12 protein-coding genes and 2 pseudogenes are annotated in these 18,200 nt (G+C 70.9%); 2 read left to right on the plus strand and 12 right to left on the minus strand.

The window, feature by feature from the left end; all coding sequences use genetic code 11:
* Positions 1 to 37: 37 nt before the first annotated feature.
* From LPU61_RS27385 to LPU61_RS27435, 11 genes and pseudogenes are all read right to left on the minus strand, one after another.
* Positions 38 to 1,255 (minus strand): annotated as a pseudogene (locus LPU61_RS27385) (methylaspartate mutase); the annotation flags it as partial.
* A 180-nt stretch (positions 1,256 to 1,435) separates the two neighbouring features.
* A pseudogene (locus LPU61_RS27390) lies at positions 1,436 to 1,723 on the minus strand (cobalamin B12-binding domain-containing protein); the annotation flags it as partial.
* A gap of 43 nt (positions 1,724 to 1,766) precedes the next feature.
* Positions 1,767 to 3,305: a PLP-dependent transferase gene (locus LPU61_RS27395; protein WP_043961677.1), complete on the minus strand. Its 1,539-nt coding sequence runs from the start codon at positions 3,303 to 3,305 to the stop codon at positions 1,767 to 1,769.
* The gene (locus LPU61_RS27400; protein ID WP_229406588.1) at positions 3,295 to 4,614 is read right to left on the minus strand and encodes a glutamate synthase-related protein; all 1,320 of its coding nucleotides are present in this window, start codon (positions 4,612 to 4,614) and stop codon (positions 3,295 to 3,297) included. Before LPU61_RS27400 ends, LPU61_RS27395 begins: the two co-directional genes overlap by 11 nt.
* Before the next feature lie 158 nt (positions 4,615 to 4,772).
* Positions 4,773 to 5,885: a scyllo-inosamine-4-phosphate amidinotransferase gene (locus LPU61_RS27405; RefSeq protein WP_043961678.1), complete on the minus strand. Its 1,113-nt coding sequence runs from the start codon at positions 5,883 to 5,885 to the stop codon at positions 4,773 to 4,775.
* A gap of 1 nt (position 5,886) precedes the next feature.
* Positions 5,887 to 6,882, minus strand: coding sequence for a phosphotransferase (locus LPU61_RS27410; protein ID WP_229406589.1), 996 nt, complete (start codon positions 6,880 to 6,882; stop codon positions 5,887 to 5,889).
* A 13-nt stretch (positions 6,883 to 6,895) separates the two neighbouring features.
* Positions 6,896 to 7,906 (minus strand): 2,3-diaminopropionate biosynthesis protein SbnB, encoded by a 1,011-nt coding sequence (sbnB, locus tag LPU61_RS27415; protein ID WP_043961680.1) that lies wholly within the window; start codon positions 7,904 to 7,906, stop codon positions 6,896 to 6,898.
* Positions 7,903 to 8,931 carry a 2,3-diaminopropionate biosynthesis protein SbnA gene (gene sbnA / locus LPU61_RS27420; protein WP_063838548.1) on the minus strand — a complete coding sequence of 343 codons (1,029 nt, stop codon included), beginning with the start codon at positions 8,929 to 8,931 and terminating at the stop codon, positions 7,903 to 7,905. The genes sbnB and sbnA overlap by 4 nt, the downstream gene beginning before the upstream one ends.
* Positions 8,928 to 11,360: a hypothetical protein gene (locus LPU61_RS27425; protein WP_229406590.1), complete on the minus strand. Its 2,433-nt coding sequence runs from the start codon at positions 11,358 to 11,360 to the stop codon at positions 8,928 to 8,930. The genes sbnA and LPU61_RS27425 overlap by 4 nt, the downstream gene beginning before the upstream one ends.
* 3 nt (positions 11,361 to 11,363) lie before the next feature.
* A complete protein-coding gene (locus tag LPU61_RS27430) occupies positions 11,364 to 12,842 on the minus strand; it encodes a pyridoxal phosphate-dependent aminotransferase (RefSeq protein ID WP_082106170.1) in 1,479 nt (492 codons plus the stop codon).
* Between the two features lie 67 nt (positions 12,843 to 12,909).
* The gene (locus LPU61_RS27435; protein WP_229406591.1) at positions 12,910 to 13,872 is read right to left on the minus strand and encodes a TauD/TfdA family dioxygenase; all 963 of its coding nucleotides are present in this window, start codon (positions 13,870 to 13,872) and stop codon (positions 12,910 to 12,912) included.
* Positions 13,873 to 14,410: 538 nt separating this feature from the next.
* On the opposite strand from LPU61_RS27435, the gene gntA reads away from it, so the two are divergent.
* Together gntA and LPU61_RS27445 are read left to right on the plus strand one after the other, a co-directional pair.
* A complete protein-coding gene (gene gntA, locus LPU61_RS27440; RefSeq protein ID WP_052503619.1) occupies positions 14,411 to 15,079 on the plus strand; it encodes a guanitoxin biosynthesis heme-dependent pre-guanitoxin N-hydroxylase GntA in 669 nt (222 codons plus the stop codon).
* Positions 15,080 to 15,380: 301 nt separating this feature from the next.
* A complete protein-coding gene (locus LPU61_RS27445) occupies positions 15,381 to 16,664 on the plus strand; it encodes an MFS transporter (protein WP_229406592.1) in 1,284 nt (427 codons plus the stop codon).
* A 36-nt stretch (positions 16,665 to 16,700) separates the two neighbouring features.
* Here LPU61_RS27445 and LPU61_RS27450 read toward each other — a convergent pair whose 3' ends face one another.
* Entirely contained in the window at positions 16,701 to 18,065 is a 1,365-nt protein-coding gene (locus LPU61_RS27450; protein WP_144420162.1) for a circularly permuted type 2 ATP-grasp protein, read from the minus strand.
* Positions 18,066 to 18,200: the final 135 nt, after the last annotated feature.

The raw sequence follows: 18,200 nt of genomic DNA on the forward strand, positions 1-18,200 counted from the left end.
ACGGCCTGCCCGGCGCGGGACCGGACGTGGCCAGGCCGTCGTAGGTGTCCGCCGTGTGCCGGAGCATGCCAAGCAGCTCGTTCGCGCGCACCTTCCGGCGGGTGCCGCCGCCGATGGCGGGCAGGGGCAGCCGCCCCACCCGCGTCCACCGCAACCTTCCGTCCGCGTCGATCTCCGCCTGGGTCAGGCCCATGTTGTCCGGGTGCAGGCAGAACGGCAGGTCTAGGGTGCCGCTGGCGAAGGCGCGCACGAGCGCTCGGCCCGTGTCGCCCCCGTCGAGCACCGCCGACACCAGGGCCCGCGCCTCGGTCAGCACCATCGAGCCGTCCAACTGCTCGGAGCGAGACGGCCGGGTCGCTGCGGCGGCGGCTGCCGCCAGCTCCAGTGCCGCGACGTTCTCGGCCACCGTGGGGATCCGCCTCGACTCGGCCGCCGTCTTGACGATGAGCCGCTCCGCCCCGCCCCGTACGGCGAGTGCCGCGCTGGCTCTGAGCAGCCGCTCGGCACCGGCGGGCGTGCGTGGATGCACGCCCATGTAGGTGTAGAGGACGACGTGCCACCGCACGTACGACGGCAGGAGCTCCTCGGCGAGTCGGCGCAACGCCGCCAGGGCCTCCAGGTCCTGGCGTGCGTCGGTCTGCTGCGCGTAGCTCAGCGAGACGGTGGGGATGCCGCGCTCGACGAAGAACAGCGCCTCCAGCACGCTGATAGCCACCAGCATCGACGGCGGGCACAGCTGCCCGAGCATGCAGCCGCCGAACGTCTCCAGATGCGCCCGACCCGGTGCGGTCGCGGCCAGTTCCCTGGTGGCCTCGTCCCAGTGCCGCACCGACTCGGCGAGTGGAACCCGGCCGTACGGCAGGCAGTACGAGACCGGTCCCCCCTCGCTGGCGTTCAGGCCGGCGCGCACGGCCGTACGGAAGATCTCCTGGGGAACGGCGGAGCCGTGCCGGACCTGGACGGGGACCGGGCACGGCCCTGCCTGACCGGCGCGGACCACCTCGGCGGTGACGGCGGCGCCGTGCACGACCAGCGGGAACCCGTTGAGCGGCTGCCCGGCCGCCAGCGCCTGCCGTGCCGAGGCATGGTCGCCGACCCTGGTGTAGCTGTCGAGCGTGATCGTGCCGACGGTGCTGGCTCCGGCCTGCGCCACCGCGCGTAGGCCCTCGGCCATCGCGCCCGGGTCCGCCATGCCCATCCTCGGCTGCACGACCAGCAGCCCGGCCGCGCGGGCGCGCGCCACGTGGTCCGCCAGATCGGGGACGGCCCGTACCGCGGTCGCGCAGCCGTCGGCCGGGCGCTGCGCGGGCAGGCCGGCCAGCCATCCAAGCAGCTCCCCGGCCTCGGCGTCGTCCGGGAAAACGGCGTCGAAGCCGGCGTCGAGCAGCGCGGCGTCGTCGTCCATCTCACCGGCGGCGATGCCGAGCTTCCCGCCGATGACGACCGGCACCCGGCGGGTGCCCGGATCGGCGCGCAGCGCCGCGACGAGCCGGGTCCCGTCGAGCCGACCGTGGCCGTTGACGGTGCTGACGACAACCGCGTCGGGGGCGTGGTCGCGGACCGCCCGGACCACCGTCGCGTCGACGACGCAGGGCCCGAGATTGACCACCGTGTGGCCGTGTTCCTCCAGCAGGAGCTGGAGGTACGTCAGGTTCCACGTGTGCGCGTCCGACCGGACGGTCGACAGGACCACTCGGCGGGGGGTGGTGGCGGGTTCGGCCATGGCAGGGACTCCTCGCGATAGCCGTCGGCATCCTCGGGGCGGCTCAGCTGGTGGCCGGCACGGTGGCCTGGCCGGACGCGCCCGCGTAGGTCGGCGTCAACAGGTGTTCGGCCAGGGCCGCCGCCAGAGCGCCTGCGATGTGTTCGATGCAGGCGACCGGGTCCTCCCCCACGCTGACGCGCAGGAACGGTCTGGTCAGGCGGGCCCCGCCTGTCGCGGCGATGCCGATGTGGGTCGAGGTGAAACCGAAGCTGGTGCTGTGGTGCAGGGTCACGCCGCTGCGGCGGCAGTCGGTCACGGTCGTCGAGATGACCTCCTGGAGGACGTCCAGCCCCAGCTCACGGGTGAACGCCAGCGGGACGACGCCGCCCAGGTACCGGTAGGCGTGCCGGTAGACGGTGTGGTCGGCGTGGGTGGTGGCGATCGGCGTGCCGAGGACGATCAGCTTGCGTAGCGGCTCGGACATCGCCGCCAGCAGCTCGCGGCAGAAAGTCTCGCTGTTCTGCTTGATCCGCAGCATCCGCTCGTCGTGGGCGTGCGCGGTGTAGCCCAGCATCTCAAAGGACTGCAGGTCGGGCAGGAAGGCCCCGCACCGCTCCCGCTGCACGAAGACCTCGCGGGCGAACTGGCTGTCGACGAGGATGGCGCCCCCGTTGATCCGGTCCAGGCCGTGCTGGCGGTACTTGAGCAGACTCTCGATCTGCACGAGGTGCAACCGCGGGTTGTCGCGCAGCTCCGGGATCGCGAACAGCGCGCCCTCGCCGCCGGCCGACATCGAGGTGTCGAGGACGACGAAGAGGTCCTGTTCGAGGGGCAGCCGGCCGAGCGACCGCAGCATCTCCACCACGTCGATGAGGGTCGTCTCGTCCTCGTTGTTGATGGGTTCCACGAAGAACGCCGCCGGACGGGCGGAGCGCACGTACTCGACGACGTCGGCGGCGCGCTCGACCTCCACCCCCTGGACGGTGACCCCCTTGAGCTTCGACAGCTGGTCGCGCGACTCGAAGTACGTGCGCGCCATGTAGCCGATGCGGTCGCCCGCGCGAAGCCGGTCGCGCACCAGCCAGTTCTCGACCGCCGTGAAGGCGCCCATCCCCGAGCTGGTCAGGAAGCAGGCCGGGCCCAGCTGCCCGTACCCGAGCTCGCAGCGGTACTGCTGCTCCAAGCGGGTCAGGATCGGGTGGTGGACCCGCCGGTAGCCGAGCAGGCCGCGGTAGCCGTGGTCGTCGACGTGGAACAGGTGGGGACGGTTGCTGCTCTCGTACGCCGGCGACTGCCAGTCGTGCAGGGTCGCCAGGTTCGCCAGGTCCCGGACGAGGACCCGGAAGACCTCGCACCGGTCCAGGTAGGCCGACCAGTCGGTGCTCTCGTGCGCCGTGCGCCGGAAGGCGTCCACCTCCTCAACCAGGGCGGCGAGACGTCGCTGCGCGGCCGGCACCACCAGGGGATTGGTCCGCATCCCGGTGCGCTCGCACAGCCGCAGGTACTGCCGCCACGTGTCCTGGGCGTAGCCGAGCAGGCGGTGCAGCTCGTCGGCCAGGCCTCGCAGCCGCTGCTCGTAGTACGAGGGCTCAGGCGACACGTTCCACCGCCCGGTCGTGGCGACGACGCAGGCACGACCGGTCGAGGTCGCGCGGTGACCGGTGGCCGAGCAGCCAAGTGAGCAGCCGGACGTCCTGGTCGTACTGCACCGAGTAGCTGCGCAGCCCCTGCGCCGTCCGCGCCACGTCGATGGCCTCGGCTGTCTCCCGGGCCTGGTCGGTCAGCGAGTAGGGCGAGACGCCCTGTCGTACGGCGACGCCATTGGCGGCGGCAGCAGCGTAGAGGAATCCACGGGCGACGAACACCGCGTCGGCGCCGTGCGCGAAGGCGGCGACGGCGTAGGCGGGGGTGTGCAGGGCGCCGGAGGCGCACAACACCACGCGCTCGCGCAGCCCTGTGGCCCGTAGCGCGTCGTCGACCAGGCCGATGCTCTCGTAGACGTCGCCGTACCCCACGTAGTTGGCGGTGCAGGCATGGGCGCTGGACGTGCCGCCGTAGGCGCTGTCGATCGTCATGAAGTCCGGCGGGCAGCCGGTGCGCCGGAACCGTTCGACAAGCGCCACCACCTCCTGGGGCCGGCCGATGCAGAGCTTGATGCCGACGGGCAGACCGGTGGCGACGCGTACGTCGTGGATCCACGCGCAGAGCTTGTCGTACTTCTCCTCGCGGGTCCGGCCCAGCAGCTCATAGTGCTGCGGCGGCGACACGGCCTCCACACCGGCCAGGACGCCCCGCGCCTTCGCGACCAGCGGGGACACCCGGCTGCCGGGCAGGCTGACCACCCCGGGCTTCGCACCCTGGGACAGCTTCAACTCCACCAGCCGCACGTGCTCGTGGGTCCGGACCAACTCGGCCAGCCGGTCCAGGTCGAGCCGCGCGAACATCCGCCCGTGTGCTGGGGCCGGCACCCCCAGGCCGAACTTCGCGGTGCCGATCTGCAACACGAGGTCCGCGCCGGTGCCGAGATGGATGCTCGGGCCGCCCTCGCCCGTGTTGACCAGGCCGAGTCCCCGCTGCCCCTGCGCGACCGCCTCGACGAGCTTGTCGTTGATCCCGCCGAGGCTCATCGCGGACGCGTTGAGCAGGTGCCGCAGGCGGAACCGCCGCACGTCGGCTCCCTGCCCGAAGGTGACCTCGTAGGTGACGTCGTCACCGTCCGGCTCGTCGGGCGGCAGGTTCTCGTGCAGCAGTTGGAAGGGGAACGCGGAATCGGGCTCCGGCCGCGTGTTGCCGAACTGCACAAGAGCGGTCTGCCCGTGCGCCGCCTGCCAGATGTAGTCGATGTCGTGTACGGCGAACGTGTGACCGTTGGCCGGGACGACCTGGCCGGTGTCTTCACGTGTGGGCACGGTGGTCCTTTCTTGTTCCGCGGCTGGAATCTTGTTCCGCGGCTGGAACCCGGCCTGCGGCGCCGTCCGGACGGCGGGAGGTTCCTGGCCTGGCGCCTGCCTTCGGGCGGCCCGCCGGGCCGCACGTCGACCGGTACCGGACGGCGCCGCACGGGGCATCAGGACAGGTAGGTCTGGCACCCACCGTCGCGAAGGACGTCGAGGGTGACGCAGTGGAAGCCACCCCCGAGGACCCTGGCGTGGCGCAGCTTGCGGGGGATGACGGTGATGCCTGCCTTTTCGAGCGCCCGCAGCAGGTCCGGCTGGAACGCGTCGACGATGGCCGTCTCGGGGTTCACCATGAGCAGGTTCATGCTGATCCACCGCTCGCTGAGCGTGTGCGGCAGCGCGGTCGGGTGCACGGTCGGCTCAGGGCACCAGACGATGTCCCAGGAGTCGAACGGGGCGGGCACCTTGTCCGGGTCGATGCGGTCGGGGTTGAGCATGACCAGGCCCGGCCGCAGGATCGCGATCGTGCTGTCGATGTGGGTGTAGCCGTAGACGTCACGCAGCGGGTGGAGGCGCAAATCCGAGCCCAGCATGGGCAGGATCGACGCCAGCCACCGCATTCCCGTCTCGTTGCCGCTGCGCGACACCTGATAAAAGATGTCGCGCCCCAGCCGCAGGACGTTGGCGGCGTCGAAGACGGGCTCGCCCTCAGCCAGCAGCGGGCGTCCCAGCGGGTCGCGCGCGTAGAGCTCGTCGCGCAGCTGCGGGCGTGGGGCGGAGATCCAGGTGGCCCCTTCGTCGCTGTACCGCTGGAACAGCGGACGCAGGTTGAATATCTCGAAGTACCGCGAGCGCATCGGGCTGGGCGCCTCGATGATCGTGGAACCGAGGATCAGGGTAATGTCGCGCGGGCAGTAGGAGATGTAGCCGTCCGCGTCCCAGTAGGGCGTGCTGAAGCTGCGGGAGTGGTCCACGGCCGGCGGCCGGTGCGTGGTCACGCCGAGCTCGCGCAGCGTCTGCTCGAGTTCGGCTAGGTCCTCGTTGGACTCCTCGATGACCTGCTTCGGGAACTCGCCCTGGTGCACGCGCTCGATCTCCGCCGGCGTCAGCGTCGGGTAGCACGCCAGCCAGGCGGAGGGGTCCGTCATCCTCGGCACCCGGGACGTCGTGGCGTCCCCGATGAGGATCTCCCGGAGCTGCGTGAACTCGTCCCAGGAGTTGACCGGTCGACGCACGTCACTGAGCGTGCCGGGGCTGACGGGGGCGGGAAGGGAGGTGGTCATCTCATTCTCCAGGGATTCGGTGTTCTCGGCGGACGATCCGGCGGGCGGCGGCCGTGGCGGCGCGCCCGAGCGAAAGCAGGTAGGTGTTCTCTCTCCCGTCGTTGCCCTTGAGGATCGCCTCGCGGGCCGCGCCCAGCAGTTCCATGGCCGCCGTCGCGTACACGTAGGCGGGCAGCGCGGCCAGCTCGGCGTCGGTCAGCGGCGGCGAGCCGTACCGTCGCGTCAGGTCCGCGAGGCGCTCGTCGAGGTCCCGGGGGTCGCCGTGCATGAGGTTGACGACGATCATGGACAGCTCGTGGATGCGGGGATAGCGGTTCGCCACGGCGAAGTCGAGGACGGCCACGGTCGTGTCCGAGGTCGGTACGACGTTGGCCTTCGTGAGGTCGCCGTGCACCAGCGCCCGGGGCAGGTTGGCCAGGTCGATCGTGGCGAAGGACTCCAGGGCCTCCGTGACGGTCCGCTGGTCCTCGGGCGGGAGCAGCGGCAGCACCTCGCGCGCCAGGACGGGCATGTTCGGCGTCGCCCACCAGTCGTGCAACGGCGCGAAGTCGCGCTCGATCGAATGGACGAGCCGCACCTGCCGTATCAGGTCGGCGAGCTGGGCCGGGTTCGGGTGCCCGCCGCGGTCGAAGAAGGTGCCACCGTCGAGGTGGTCCATCACGACGAGCAGGTTTCCCGAGGCGCGGTGGTGCAGCAGGTCCGCACCCCCGGCGGGGTGCAGGGCGGGGTGGGACACCCCGGCCGCGATGACGCACCGGAGCAGGTCCACGTAGCGCAGGGTCAGCTCCCGCGGGCGCTCGGTCGTGAATATCTTCACGTGGTAGCGGCCCCGTGTGGTGCTCAGCGTGAGGTTGCAGTCGTCGTAGCCGCTGTCGCAGACAACGTGTCCGCGTACGGTGCCGAGGCCACAGCCCGCCGCTGCCCAGCCAAGGAGTTCGGTCACGAGTTCTGGCCGGTGGATCCGCCGCAGCGGATCGGTCGGGTTCTGGATCGTCATCGATACGTCCCCGTCACCGTTCGTTCCGGACGTCGCCGAGGAAGTCGTCGACGGCGAGGCCGGCCCCCTCGGCCAGCACCCGGTCGAGCACCGTTCCCGCCACGGCCACGTCCAGCACCCCCAGGCCGAACGGGGAGACGACCACCGGCCGGCGATCGTCGAGTTCGGCCTCGCCCAGCAGGAGCTGGCCGATGGTCGCGGAGATGAAGCCCCGCGATCCGGCCTGCTGTTCGGCGAGGTGGGGCGACGTGTCGGCCTGGAGGCAGTGCGCAACGTCGTCCACCACGTTCTGAGCGTCGAGGATGACCTCCGGCGCCAGGTCGCGCAGCGAGATGTTCAGCACGACCTGGCCGGGACGCAGCGTCGTCTCGGGTCCGATGTGCGGGCGCAGCGCGTTCGTCGCCAGGACGACGACGTCCGCGTCGAGGGCCTCCGCCTTTCCGACCCGTCGCGCCGGCGCCGCCACCAGCCGCCTGGCCTGTCCGACCATCGCGTCGGCCGTGGCCGAGTCGGCGTCGTGGCAGTGGATCTCGCCGACCTCGATCGGGGTCTGGAGGAGGTATTCGAGCACTGAACTGGCGATGGGCCCGCAGCCGACGAAGCCGACGCGACGCGGCCGTTCCGTGGCGCCCGCGCCGAGCACGGCCCGCGCCGCCACGGCCGCCGCCGCGCCGGTGCGGGCGGCGCTGATCCGGGCCCCCTCCAGGCAAGCGACGGGTCGCCCCGTCTCGTGGTCGTTCAGCACGATCACGGCGGAGGCGCGTTTCTCGCCGCGGGCCAGGTTCTCGGGGAAGCTGGAGATCCACTTCATGCCGACCCGCTGCGTCGGGACGCGTACGTGCGCGGAGAGCGCGATGATCCGCGCGTGCCGCTCCGGGAAACGCAGGAACGCGCTCGGTCCGAGCGTGGTGGCGCCCGTCTCGTGCGCCACGTACGCGTCGGCGACCGTCTGCAGCACCAGCGGACGCGACCGCGCCAGGACGTCGGCGACGACGGCGCCCGGCACCAGGTGGAAGCTGCTCATCCGGTCACTCCTCGCTGGTGGGGGCGCGGCTTCTGCGCTGCTTCGGGGGAACGCCGGCCCTCCGGCCACGCGCCCGCCAACGTCGGGTAGCGCGCGGCGATCCACTGGTCGTCGTAGATGGTGTCCAGGTACCGGTCGCCCAGGTCCGGGCTGATGGCCACGACCCGGGCCTGCCGGGGAAGGGTTCCCGCGATCCGGCGCAGGGCGGTGAGGACGCTGCCGGTCGAGCCGCCGACGAGGACGCCGTAGCGGAGTGCCAGTTCCCGGCAGACCGCGATGCTCTCGTACTCCGACACGATGCACTTCTCGTAGCTGCCGTCGTCCCGCATGATCTCGGGGCGCCGGCTGGTACCCAGTCCGGGAACGTGCCGGGGCCCCGGCGGGCCGCCGAACGTCACCGAACCCTCGACGTCGACGGCGATGATGCGGGTACGCGGGCTCCGCTCCCGGAAGTACTCGACGCAACCCATCAGCGTGCCGGTCGTTCCCGCCCCCACGGCCAGCACGTCGACCTGGCCGAGCTCCTTGTGCACGCTCTGCGCCGTGTGCTGGCGGTGGGCGTTCGGGTTCGACCGGTTCGCGTACTGGTTGAGCCACACGAGTTCCGGGTCCTGCTCCAGTGCCCGCCGGATGTAGTCGATGCGGCTCTGCAGGAAGCCCAGGTTGGCGTCCTCGGTCCGGATCACCACCAGCCGGGCGCCGAGACTGCGCAGCATCGCCATCGCCGCCGAGGTGGTCCGCACGTCCGTGACGACGGTCAGCGAGAAGCCCTTAGACGCGCAGACGACGGCCATCGCGATGCCGAGGTTGCCCGAGGAGGACTCGATGAGTCGGGATCCGGGCTTCAGCCGGCCCTCCCGCTCCGCCGACTCGACCATCGACAGGGCGGTCTTCAGCTTGATGGAGCCGGCGACGTTGAGCCCCTCCACCTTGAGGTAGAGCTCGACGTCCGGGCGGCCGAGGAAGTCCGGTACCGCGAGGAACACGTCGTCGATGATGATGCGCGCCGCGGACGCGTAGATCATGACTGCCACCCGCCCGGAGCGCCCACGCGAGTGCCGCCAACGGCCCGGTCACGCCACACCTGGAACCTGAGCTCCGAGGTCAGGCGGCCGTCCAGGGTCCGCAACCACAGCTGGTCGGGATCCGGAAGGGCCTCCGAGAGCACGACGTGCCGCGCCCGGGCCACCATCCGGCAGAAGTTGCGGACGGAGACGATCGAGGCAAAGTCGAGGTACACCGGCTTTTCCTCGGTGTCGACGATGAAGTAGACCTGGCGGGGCAGGTCCCGGTCGTGGCGCCACCGCATGATCGCCCGCCACTCCCCGACGCTGGGATGGTGCCCCCGGATTCCCGGTACCTCGGCCGAGCTGGCATGCCAGCGGCGGCGTTGCAGCACCACCCCGTCGATGACGATCCGCGGCGTGTGCGCGCCCGCCGTCAGCCTCGGCAGCTCCAGCGCCGGCAGGGCGCAGTTCATCAGGCCGCCGATCTCGACATAGGTGTCCTCGTACTCGGGCAGCAGCCACAGGTCGGTGCCCGCGGCGGGATCGTGCAGGCCGATTAAGCCGTTGGGCCACCGCCGGACCTCGGCCCGGTCGAGCGGGACCGTGACGGCCCCGGGGACCGGCGTGTCGGTGTCCAGGCACAGGACCCGATGCCCGTACGGGGACGAGTCGGTGCCCTTCTGGTCCCGGCTGACCTGCTGGAGTGTCGGCAGGGCCGACGCCAGCTCTCGGGTGACGATCCTGTGCAACTCGTCGTTGCCGAGCTGCTCGTCGGTGTACAGGGCGCGTACCTGGCAGGCCAGGGTCGGCCAGATGTGGTGCAGTTCGCTGAGGATGATCTGCGGCTCGTCGCCGGGCCGGTCCCCGGTCAGCATCAGGTCGACGGCGCCGAAGAGCGGCCAGTCGTCGAGGTCGTCGCGGATCAGCCCGGCCCTGACGAGATCCGCCCGGTCGAGCTCGACGACGGTCTTGCGGGCGTCCAGGAGGTCCACGAGCCGTCGCTCGTAGCGTCGCTCCGCGTCCGCGCCGCCGGTCGGCACCGCCCGTGCCTCCGCCGCGGGCAGGCCCGACAGCCCTCGCCGACGCAGCTCGTCCGCCAACAGCCGCTGCCCTTCGAGGCGGGACTCGACGGCCAGGGACGCCAGCAGGTCCAGCGCGGTCGACATGCACTCGACCAGCCGGGCCGCCCCGTCAGCGGTGATCCGGGCATTCTCGATGTTGCCGACGGCCTCCTCGTAGAAGACCGCGCGGTCCGTCATCAACCCGCCCGCGCCCCGCCAGGGGGAGCAGCGGGTCAGCGCCGAGAACTCCTTGGTGATCTCCGCGAGCATCGCCGGCCGGTCGACCAGGCCGGTCGACGCGAACCGCTCGATCCCGTCCAGCAACTCGCCCGCCTGGCGGGCGCTCTCGCCGTCGAGGCCGCCGACGAGCGCACGCAGTTCGGCGCCCGCGTCGGTGGTGAAGTCGGAGACGTGCCAGTCGTCGAGGATCAGCTTCCGCCCGACCAGCCGGGCCAGGCTCGCCTCGACGACGTCCTCGCCGAGGCCCAGCGCCGCAGCCAGGGCGCTGCGACCGCCCGTGCCGTCGACAGCGGCGAGCACCCGCGCGTCCACGTCGTCGAGGTCGTCCGGGGCGGGGCCGATCACCCGACGGGGGATCGTGTGTGCCGTGCCGTTCTCGGTGAGCACGGCGTTTCCGACGGCGGTGGCGGCCCAGTAGGCCATGAAGGTGCGGCGGTTCGCGGCCCGACCGTCGCCGCGCGGCAGATAGGTCAGCGGGCCCAGGACCGGGTCCTCGTGGACGACGGTCGCCGGAACTGACGATCCATCGGCCGGGCTGCCGATCGTGACCAGGTTCAACGGCCCGACCTGCCCGCCCGTCTCGTTCTTGCCGCAGAACCGTTGCAGGAACCGGTACGCGACGGTCTCCCGGCCCCGGCGGAAGCCGTTGCGGGCGGCAGTGCGGCGCAACTCGTCGTACACGTCCGGGCTGCTCAGCATCACCGTGTCGGTGAAGTACCCCTGCCGGACATGGGCCATGAGGATCTCCAGCTCGCGGCTGGCCGCGGCGTGCAGCTCCTGTTCGACCCGCGCCTCGACGGTCGAAAACGCGTCGAGCGCGTCGGCCCACTGCGCGAGCGCCGGCGCGGCTTCGGCCGGCCGTTGTTCCACCGGCACCGGTCGCAGGGTCATCACCCGCCGCGAGGCCCGGCGCAGTGCGCGGCGTTCGTCCCCGTCGGTCTTCATGATCAGCGCCTTGACTTGGTTGAGCGTCGAAGCCCGGGCGGTGAGTACCGTTTCCTCCGCCACCAGCACCGACCGGGCCAGATCCTCGAGCCGGGCGTCGGCGAGCATGTCCAGCCAGCGGAAGGGCAGTCCGGCGGAGCGAAGGAGGCCGATGGGGAAGATCCGCCATCCGTTCGGACAATCCGGATAGGACGCCGACATGGTTCACCCTCTTCCATTCGTCGGTGCGGCCGTGGCTGTCGGGTGGCCGACGCCGACGGTGGGTCGACCCAGTGCGGCGCACGCGTCCGCCAGTCGTTCCAGACCGCGCACCCACTGCGCGGGAGGAAGCGCGAAGGACAGCCGGGTGAAGTACCCCCGCTGCCGCCACCACTGCGCGGTGTGCCCGAAGGCGGGCGCGGGCAGTGTCTGTAGTCCGAACCGCCGGAAGAGCGTGTGGGTGGTCTGCAGGTAGTCCCTGCCGTCCAGGGCCGGCAGGTGGATGAAGGTGTTGAAGTCTCCCCGCCAGGTTGGCACCCACCCGGTCAGGTCGCCGAACCGGGTGCGCAGAATCGCCTCGTTTGCCGCTAGGAGCTGCCGCAGGTCCTGTCGCCAGGCGAGCAGGCCAGCCATCGCGCCGCTCGTGTGAGCCTCGTCGATCAGCCGCGAGGTGAGTTCCCGGAGCCCGGGGAAGGTGGCGAAGTGCGGCTCGATCAGATCGACGACCTGCTCGGCGCCATCGCGGGCGGACCCGTACTGGCGTTCGGCCTCGAGCATCGCCAGGCGGTCCAGCAGCAGCGCCGGTGAGGCCAGACCCGGTGACGACGGGGCGATCAGCTCGTTGGCCGCCGCAGCCGCCTGCATCGTCTGCGCGTCGCCGATGAGCCAGGCGATCCGGAATCCGGGCAGCGCCCGGGACTTGGACAGGCTGCCGACGGTCAGCACGCCGTCGGCATACCCCTCCTTCGCCGCGATCGACGGCAGGTGCGGCAGGTGTCCCTCCGGGGCCAGGTCTGACGAGACGACGTCGTGCAGGATCACGACGGAGCGGTCCCTCGCCCAGACGGCCAACTGCCGCAACTCGGCCTCGCTGTACCGTTCGCCTGTGGGGTTGTTGAAGGTGTTGACATAGATCACCGTCGTCTGCGGCGGGGCGCTGGCGGTCAACTCCTCGACGGTGGGCAGCCAACGTTCCGGAAGACACGAGACCACCTGGGAGACCGTGAATCCCGCGTCGCACAGCGCCGCCCCGACCAGGGGGAAGGTCGGCGCGGGCAGGACGGCGTGCGGTCGCTGGAGTCCCGGCCGGACGCGGGCGGCCAGCACCCGGGCGGCGAGGGCTATCCCCGCGCTCGCCCCCGCCGTCACGATGACGTTCTCCGGGCCGATCGTCGTGAGGCCGGCGCTGCGTCGCGTCTCGTACGCCGCGACCGCCGCGCGCCCGAGGACGTGACCGTTCGGCCCGTCGTAGTCGTGCCACAGCAGCGGATCCCGCGCCGCGCCGAGGACGAAGTCCACGAACTCCCAGGCCGGCTGCTGAAAGTTGACGCCGGAGGAGAGGTTGACGAGGGGACGCTCGTCGCCGGAACGCTCGACGTAGTCCGCCTGCTCGGTCAGATCGTAGTTCACCTCGTCGACAGCGAGCATGAACTGCCACGGCGTGAATTTCGGGCAGAGGGCAGCAGCGCCTCGTAAGGACGTCATGGACGGACTCCCCGTATCGCGATGGGTTGCCGTCCGCCACACGCGCGTGGCGGACGGCTTCAACGGGTCAGATGACGCGGGCGCCGTGCCGCCGGAACCGCGGCAGCGACGAGCAGATCATCGTGCGCAGGAGCCACCGGTCACGCCGGTCGTGCCGGGCCCGGAACGGAGTGCGGGCGTGCACCACCCGCCGGTTGTCCAGCAGCAGCAGATCGCCGGGTTCCAGGACGTGCCCGACCACGGCGTCGGAGAGCGCGGTACGCAGTACCACCAGCGCCTCGGCGGCCTCCGGGTCGCCCTCGGCCGCGCGCAGGTAGTGGTCGTCGTAGCAGATCTCCGGGTTGTGCGGAGGCCCAAACAGCACCGGGGTCCGGGAGCTGGTGAGGTGCGGCGAGACGTGCGCCGAGTCGGCGAACATCTCGAAGCGCGGCTCGGCGAGCACCCGGCGCACGTCGGGTGGCAGGCGCACGTCACGCGCGGCGGCGTACCGGGTGACGGCGGTTGGTTCTCCCCGCAGGCACAACAGGGCGAAGTAGTCGCAGCGGTCGGGGGTGAAACCGTCCTCGACATGCCAGTCGAGGCTGCCGCTGCTGCTCTCGCTGGTCTGGGTGTACTCCATGTCGGGCACCGGTACGACGTGTTGCACGACCCGCCCGCCGTAGAGGCTCCGGAAGTTGAACGGCTCCCCGAGCGACATCGTCACGGCCAGCAGGCACAGGGCGACGCGCTGCACCAGCTCCGTGTCGAGCGGCGCGGCGGAGGAGACGGGGTTGGGCCCGAAGTCGAGCGACGGCAGAAGGCCGCGCAGCAGCAGGGCGTCCCCGCCGATGGCACCCGTGCGGTAGGCGTGCAGGTGCCGGTGCAGTCGCGCGGGGAGGGCGGACATCAGCGGCGCGGCTGCCGAAACCAACTGGTCGGCGTCCGCCTTGGACAGATCCGTCCCGAGACAGGCCGCCGTGCCTTTCCACAGCTGCGCGACCTCGTCCTCGGTGAACACGAAATTTTGACATCGTTCGACAAGAGCCGTCACCTTACCCCCGTAATACAAGATCAGCTCGATCAATGGTGCCTGGCGCGGGAACGTGCCCCGCCCGGTCCGTTATACATTCACAGACACCGCTGCTGTCGTGCCTTCTGCAACTTACCGAACACTAAGGCGTAACACAAGGGCTACGTTGCGTAGCGGGAAGTTCCCGCTGATCACCGCTGCTGGGACGCCCTCACCGGTCCGCGACGGTCGACCGTATTCGCCAAGATGGGTTGCGATGTTTGTGATCGTCCAGCATTCTGGTGGACCGGGACGGGGGCGACCGCGGCCGCACCCGACCCTTGGCTCACCAGAACTGCAGAGCCGCCCGTGACCGACACGCCATCGTGCCGGGCCACGGTGCCGGTCCGCCACCGGCAATTCGGAAGTGCGGTCCGAAGCGTCGCGCCGAACGTTTGTGGTAATCGTTCTATGCTTTTGGCGAGCGGGGGTACTGACCATGGAAAGGGCAGCTCGAGGGGTGCCGCGAGAGCGTCCCCGACGTGACACCGGGCCGGTTCCCGGAGCGCTCAAGGACTTGGTGCGGGGCCAACTACACGCCCTCGTTTCGGCCCAACCGTTTCCCTGCCTCGGCGCGCGTTCCGCCCTCGCCAACGGCAGTTATCTCTTCAACCTCCACGAAGACATGGGCTCCTCGGAGAGCCTGCGTGATCTCGCAGCCGACCTGCGCCACTTCGCTCAGGTGCGGCTGGAACTGGGCGACCTCTACAGCTACGTCGCATCCTTCGTCGAGCCGCGGGTCCCTGGCGACGAGGCGGCCTGGGCAAGCTGCTTCTGGGCCTTGATGCAGCGCCTGCACGAAATCGACGAGGACGCCTGGGACCATCGGTTCTCCCGGGATCCAGAGAGCCCGGACTTCGCCTTCTCGTTCGCCGGTCTTGGTCACCTCGTCGTGACGCTCTACCCGGGGGCGAGCCGGTTCTCGCGGCGGTTCGCCTGGCCCACCCTGGTATTCAACCCGCTGGAGCAGGACAGGGCACAATTCCCCGAGGACGAGGCGTTCCTGCGGTTCCGCGACCAGATCAGGCTACGCGACGCTCGCCTCCAAGGGCAGGTGAACCCCTCGCTGCCCAAGACGCTGGACGACTCACAGGTGCCCGGCTTCGCGGGCGCACCGGTGCCTTCCGACTGGCGCTGCCCCCTGCGACTGCGGCCACCGCCCGAAGCGGGCAAGCCGACGTCGCAGTGAGCGAATGACGTTCGGCGCGGGGCGCCTCGTCGCTGAAACGGGAGTTGCCACCGTGGCCGCGCCGGCGTTGCCGTGACCGTGCCGTTCGAACGGCGATTGCGGACGGGCGCGCGTTCGCAATGCGGCGCGAAATCGGCTGTCGCGGCCGGACCAAACCAGGGTGGAGCCGGGTGGCGCGACGCCTTCGATGGCGGGCTTGCCATCCGGCGTCGACTACGTAAAGGTGGGTTGGCGCCGGGTCGATCTGACCATCGCCGGAGCATGAGGCTACTGGCCACGTGTATACCCGAGGCACGGGGAGGTGGGCGAAATATCAGCGCCTGAGCAGCGGGAAAGGGCTGCCCTGGGACGCGGATACTGGCGGCTGCTGGGGTCGGTCAGCTTCGCCAATCTCGGTGACGGCATCCGTATCACCGCGTTTCCTCTGCTGGCATTGACGCTGACCCGCGATCCCACCGCGATCGCCGGGCTCGCCGCCATGGAGTTCGTCCCGTGGATCCTGTTCGGTCCGGTGGCCGGCGCGGTGGTGGACTTCGTCAATCATCGACGGCTGATGTTGGCAGTGAGCCTCGTGCGCGCGCTGGTGCTGGCATCCGTCGCAATCTCCGTCTACGCGGGCACGGCCGAACTCTGGTGGCTGTACGCGGCGGCACTCGTTATCGGCCTCGGCGAATGCCTCTACGACACGGCGTCCCAGGTGGCGGTGCCGCAGGTCGTGTCGTCCGAAAATCTCCCGCGGGCCAACAGCCTCCTCTCGACGGCCTGGATCACCTGCAACGAGTTCGTGGGCCCGTTCCTCGGCGCCCGGCTGTTCGAGGTTGCCCGGACGCTGCCATTCGTGCTTCATTCGGCCGCCCTCTTTCTCTCGTCGGCGCTTCTGGTCGGCAAGTACCCCGGCTATTCTGGGACGCAGCGGTCAGACGACGGGCCCCCGCCGAAGGTCCGCAGGCCGATGGCCGAGCTGCTCGCCGACGGCTTCCGCGTCGTCCGGCGGGATCCGGTGCTGCGGTCCGTGATCCTCGCCGGCGCCGCGGTCGCCGCCGCCGACAGTGCCTGGTACGCGGTACTCGTCATCTACGTCACCGAGGACATCGGCGCCCCAGCGTCGGTCTTCGGTATCCTGCTCGCCGTCAGTTCCATCGGCGGCATCGTCGGCGGGCTGGTGATGGAGCGCGCCGGCAACCGCATCGGTGACGCCAAGGCCCTCGTGGCGGCGACCGCCGGCATCGTCGCGTCGCAGGTCGGCCTCGTCCTCGCGACCAGCGAGTTCGTCGTGGGCGCCCTGCTCGTCCTGAGCAGCATGGCGCTCGCCGTGTGGAACATCGCGGCGGTGACGATCCGGCAGCGGGTGGCGCCGCCCGACACGCTCGGCCGGGTCATGGGCCTCTCGCGTAGCATCACCTCGCTCGCGGCGGCCGTCAGCGCCGTCCTCGGGGGTGTCGTGGCCGCGACGGTCGACGTGCGGGCCGCGTTCCTGTTGGGCATTCCGTTCGTGCTCGGCACGAGCATCTGGGCGATACGCCGACTCGGCGCCCGGGCGACGCAGGCGATCGAACCCGACGACCACACCGCCGGTCGGGTATGACCGCCGTTCGGAGCGTTCTGGCGGCCCGGGGGTGGCTCAGTCCTCCAGGAACACCCCGCCGTACAGCGCCCCGTTAGCCATTGCGATGAGCCCGGGCTTGCGGCCCGGGACGACCCGGGTCCACGCGCCGGTCGTCCGCCCCTGCGTCACGAAGAAGCTCGGGTGGATCTGGCAGCCGCGGAAGGTCAACTCCTGCCCCTGGAGGAACGGCAGGTCGACGAGGTCACTCGGCACGTACCGCTGCGCCACCCACGCCTGGTTCGACACGGTGGCTGCCGCGACCGCCGCCTGGAACGTCTCGTCATTTACGGCCGGGCCGAGCGTGACCTCGCCGCCGGAACTGCCTATGGAGGGCTTGACTACCCATTCCCGCGCCGCTCCCGGGTGGCGGAGCCGGTCATGGCCGTCGCCGCTTCCGGCGAAGGCCCGCCCGGCCGGCCGGTGCAGCAGATAGGTCTCGGGGACCACCGCGCGCATCAGCCGCGCGTCGTCGGCGGGGAGCACGCCCCGCTCGGCTGCGGCGCGGAGGATCGCCAGCATGCCCTTGCCTCCGAGGAACTCCTCGCGGAAACCCGTGACGATAGCCACGTTGCCCGCGCGCGCGGCCTCGAAGACCGGCACCGCCGCCGCCGGCTCCTCCAGCATGTCCTCGATGATGAACTGGCGATGGACGAGGTCGACGTGCGTGTCGTCGGCGTAGAGGTGGCCGTCGCGCAGCGACAACCGCCTCTGGTGGCGGATGACCACTCGGAATCCCCTGGCCGCGTAGTGCCTGGCGAGCGTGCGGTGGGCGAGATGGAAGAGCGGTTCGTACGTCGGACTGTCGACGATGGCCAGCACCGGCCGGGACGACGCGGTGCCCAGGCGCGCGCAGGCCGCCAGGGCGGCATCGGCCAGCGCCGCGATGGGCGAGCCGGCGGAGAGGCCGTGCTCCCGGAGGAACGGACCGATCGCCGGATCGGCCTCGGCGAGTTCGTTGTAGTCCAGGACGTCCAGGCCGCCGACCGCGCCGCCGATGTTCACCTCGACGACCTTCCAGCCCTCGGCCGACCAGAGAAAGTCGCAGCGTGCCACGGTGACGTTCGTCGACAGCGCGTCGCGGAGGAAGGGCCGCAGCTCCGCGCCGATCCGCAGCGCGTCCAGCAGGTCGGGCTCGTGCGGTACGTAGCGGCCCAGCTCCGTGGTGAGCAGCGCGACCAGGCGCTCGCTGGCGTGCCGCAGGTATGCCGACTGTTCACGGTCGAGCAGCAGCGGGGCGGCCATCGGCGGCAACCGCACGTCGTCGCGGGTGCTTAGCACCTTCCGCGCCTCCATCTCCCGGCGCAGCCGCGACAGCCGCGTCGCCGAGCCCGGCCGCCGGAGTCGCTCATTGAAAGCCGACTGCACCCGAAATTTCGTCACCGCGAGCCTGCCTTCCTGGAACTGCCCCGCTGGCCGGCATCCCATCGATCGGGGTCATGTTACTTGATAATGAGGGCCGACCGGGGGGCCGAACCCGTTTCGTCGGCCTGGTTCGCGAAGGCCGGGCGGCGCGAG

The sequence above is a fragment of the Micromonospora sp. NBRC 110038 genome, from assembly GCF_020884815.1.
In the GTDB taxonomy this organism is placed as follows: Bacteria; Actinomycetota; Actinomycetes; order Mycobacteriales; family Micromonosporaceae; genus Micromonospora; species Micromonospora haikouensis.

Bases quoted from the DNA above. Each gene is read 5' to 3' on its own strand.
- LPU61_RS27405 (WP_043961678.1), bottom strand. From the start codon at position 5,885: ATGACCACCTCCCTTCCCGCCCCCGTCAGCCCCGGCACGCTCAGTGAC.
- sbnA (WP_063838548.1), bottom strand. From the start codon at position 8,931: ATGATCTACGCGTCCGCGGCGCGCATCATCATCGACGACGTGTTCCTC.
- LPU61_RS27410 (WP_229406589.1), bottom strand. From the start codon at position 6,882: ATGACGATCCAGAACCCGACCGATCCGCTGCGGCGGATCCACCGGCCA.
- sbnB (WP_043961680.1), bottom strand. From the start codon at position 7,906: ATGAGCAGCTTCCACCTGGTGCCGGGCGCCGTCGTCGCCGACGTCCTG.
- LPU61_RS27430 (WP_082106170.1), bottom strand. From the start codon at position 12,842: ATGACGTCCTTACGAGGCGCTGCTGCCCTCTGCCCGAAATTCACGCCG.
- LPU61_RS27425 (WP_229406590.1), bottom strand. From the start codon at position 11,360: ATGTCGGCGTCCTATCCGGATTGTCCGAACGGATGGCGGATCTTCCCC.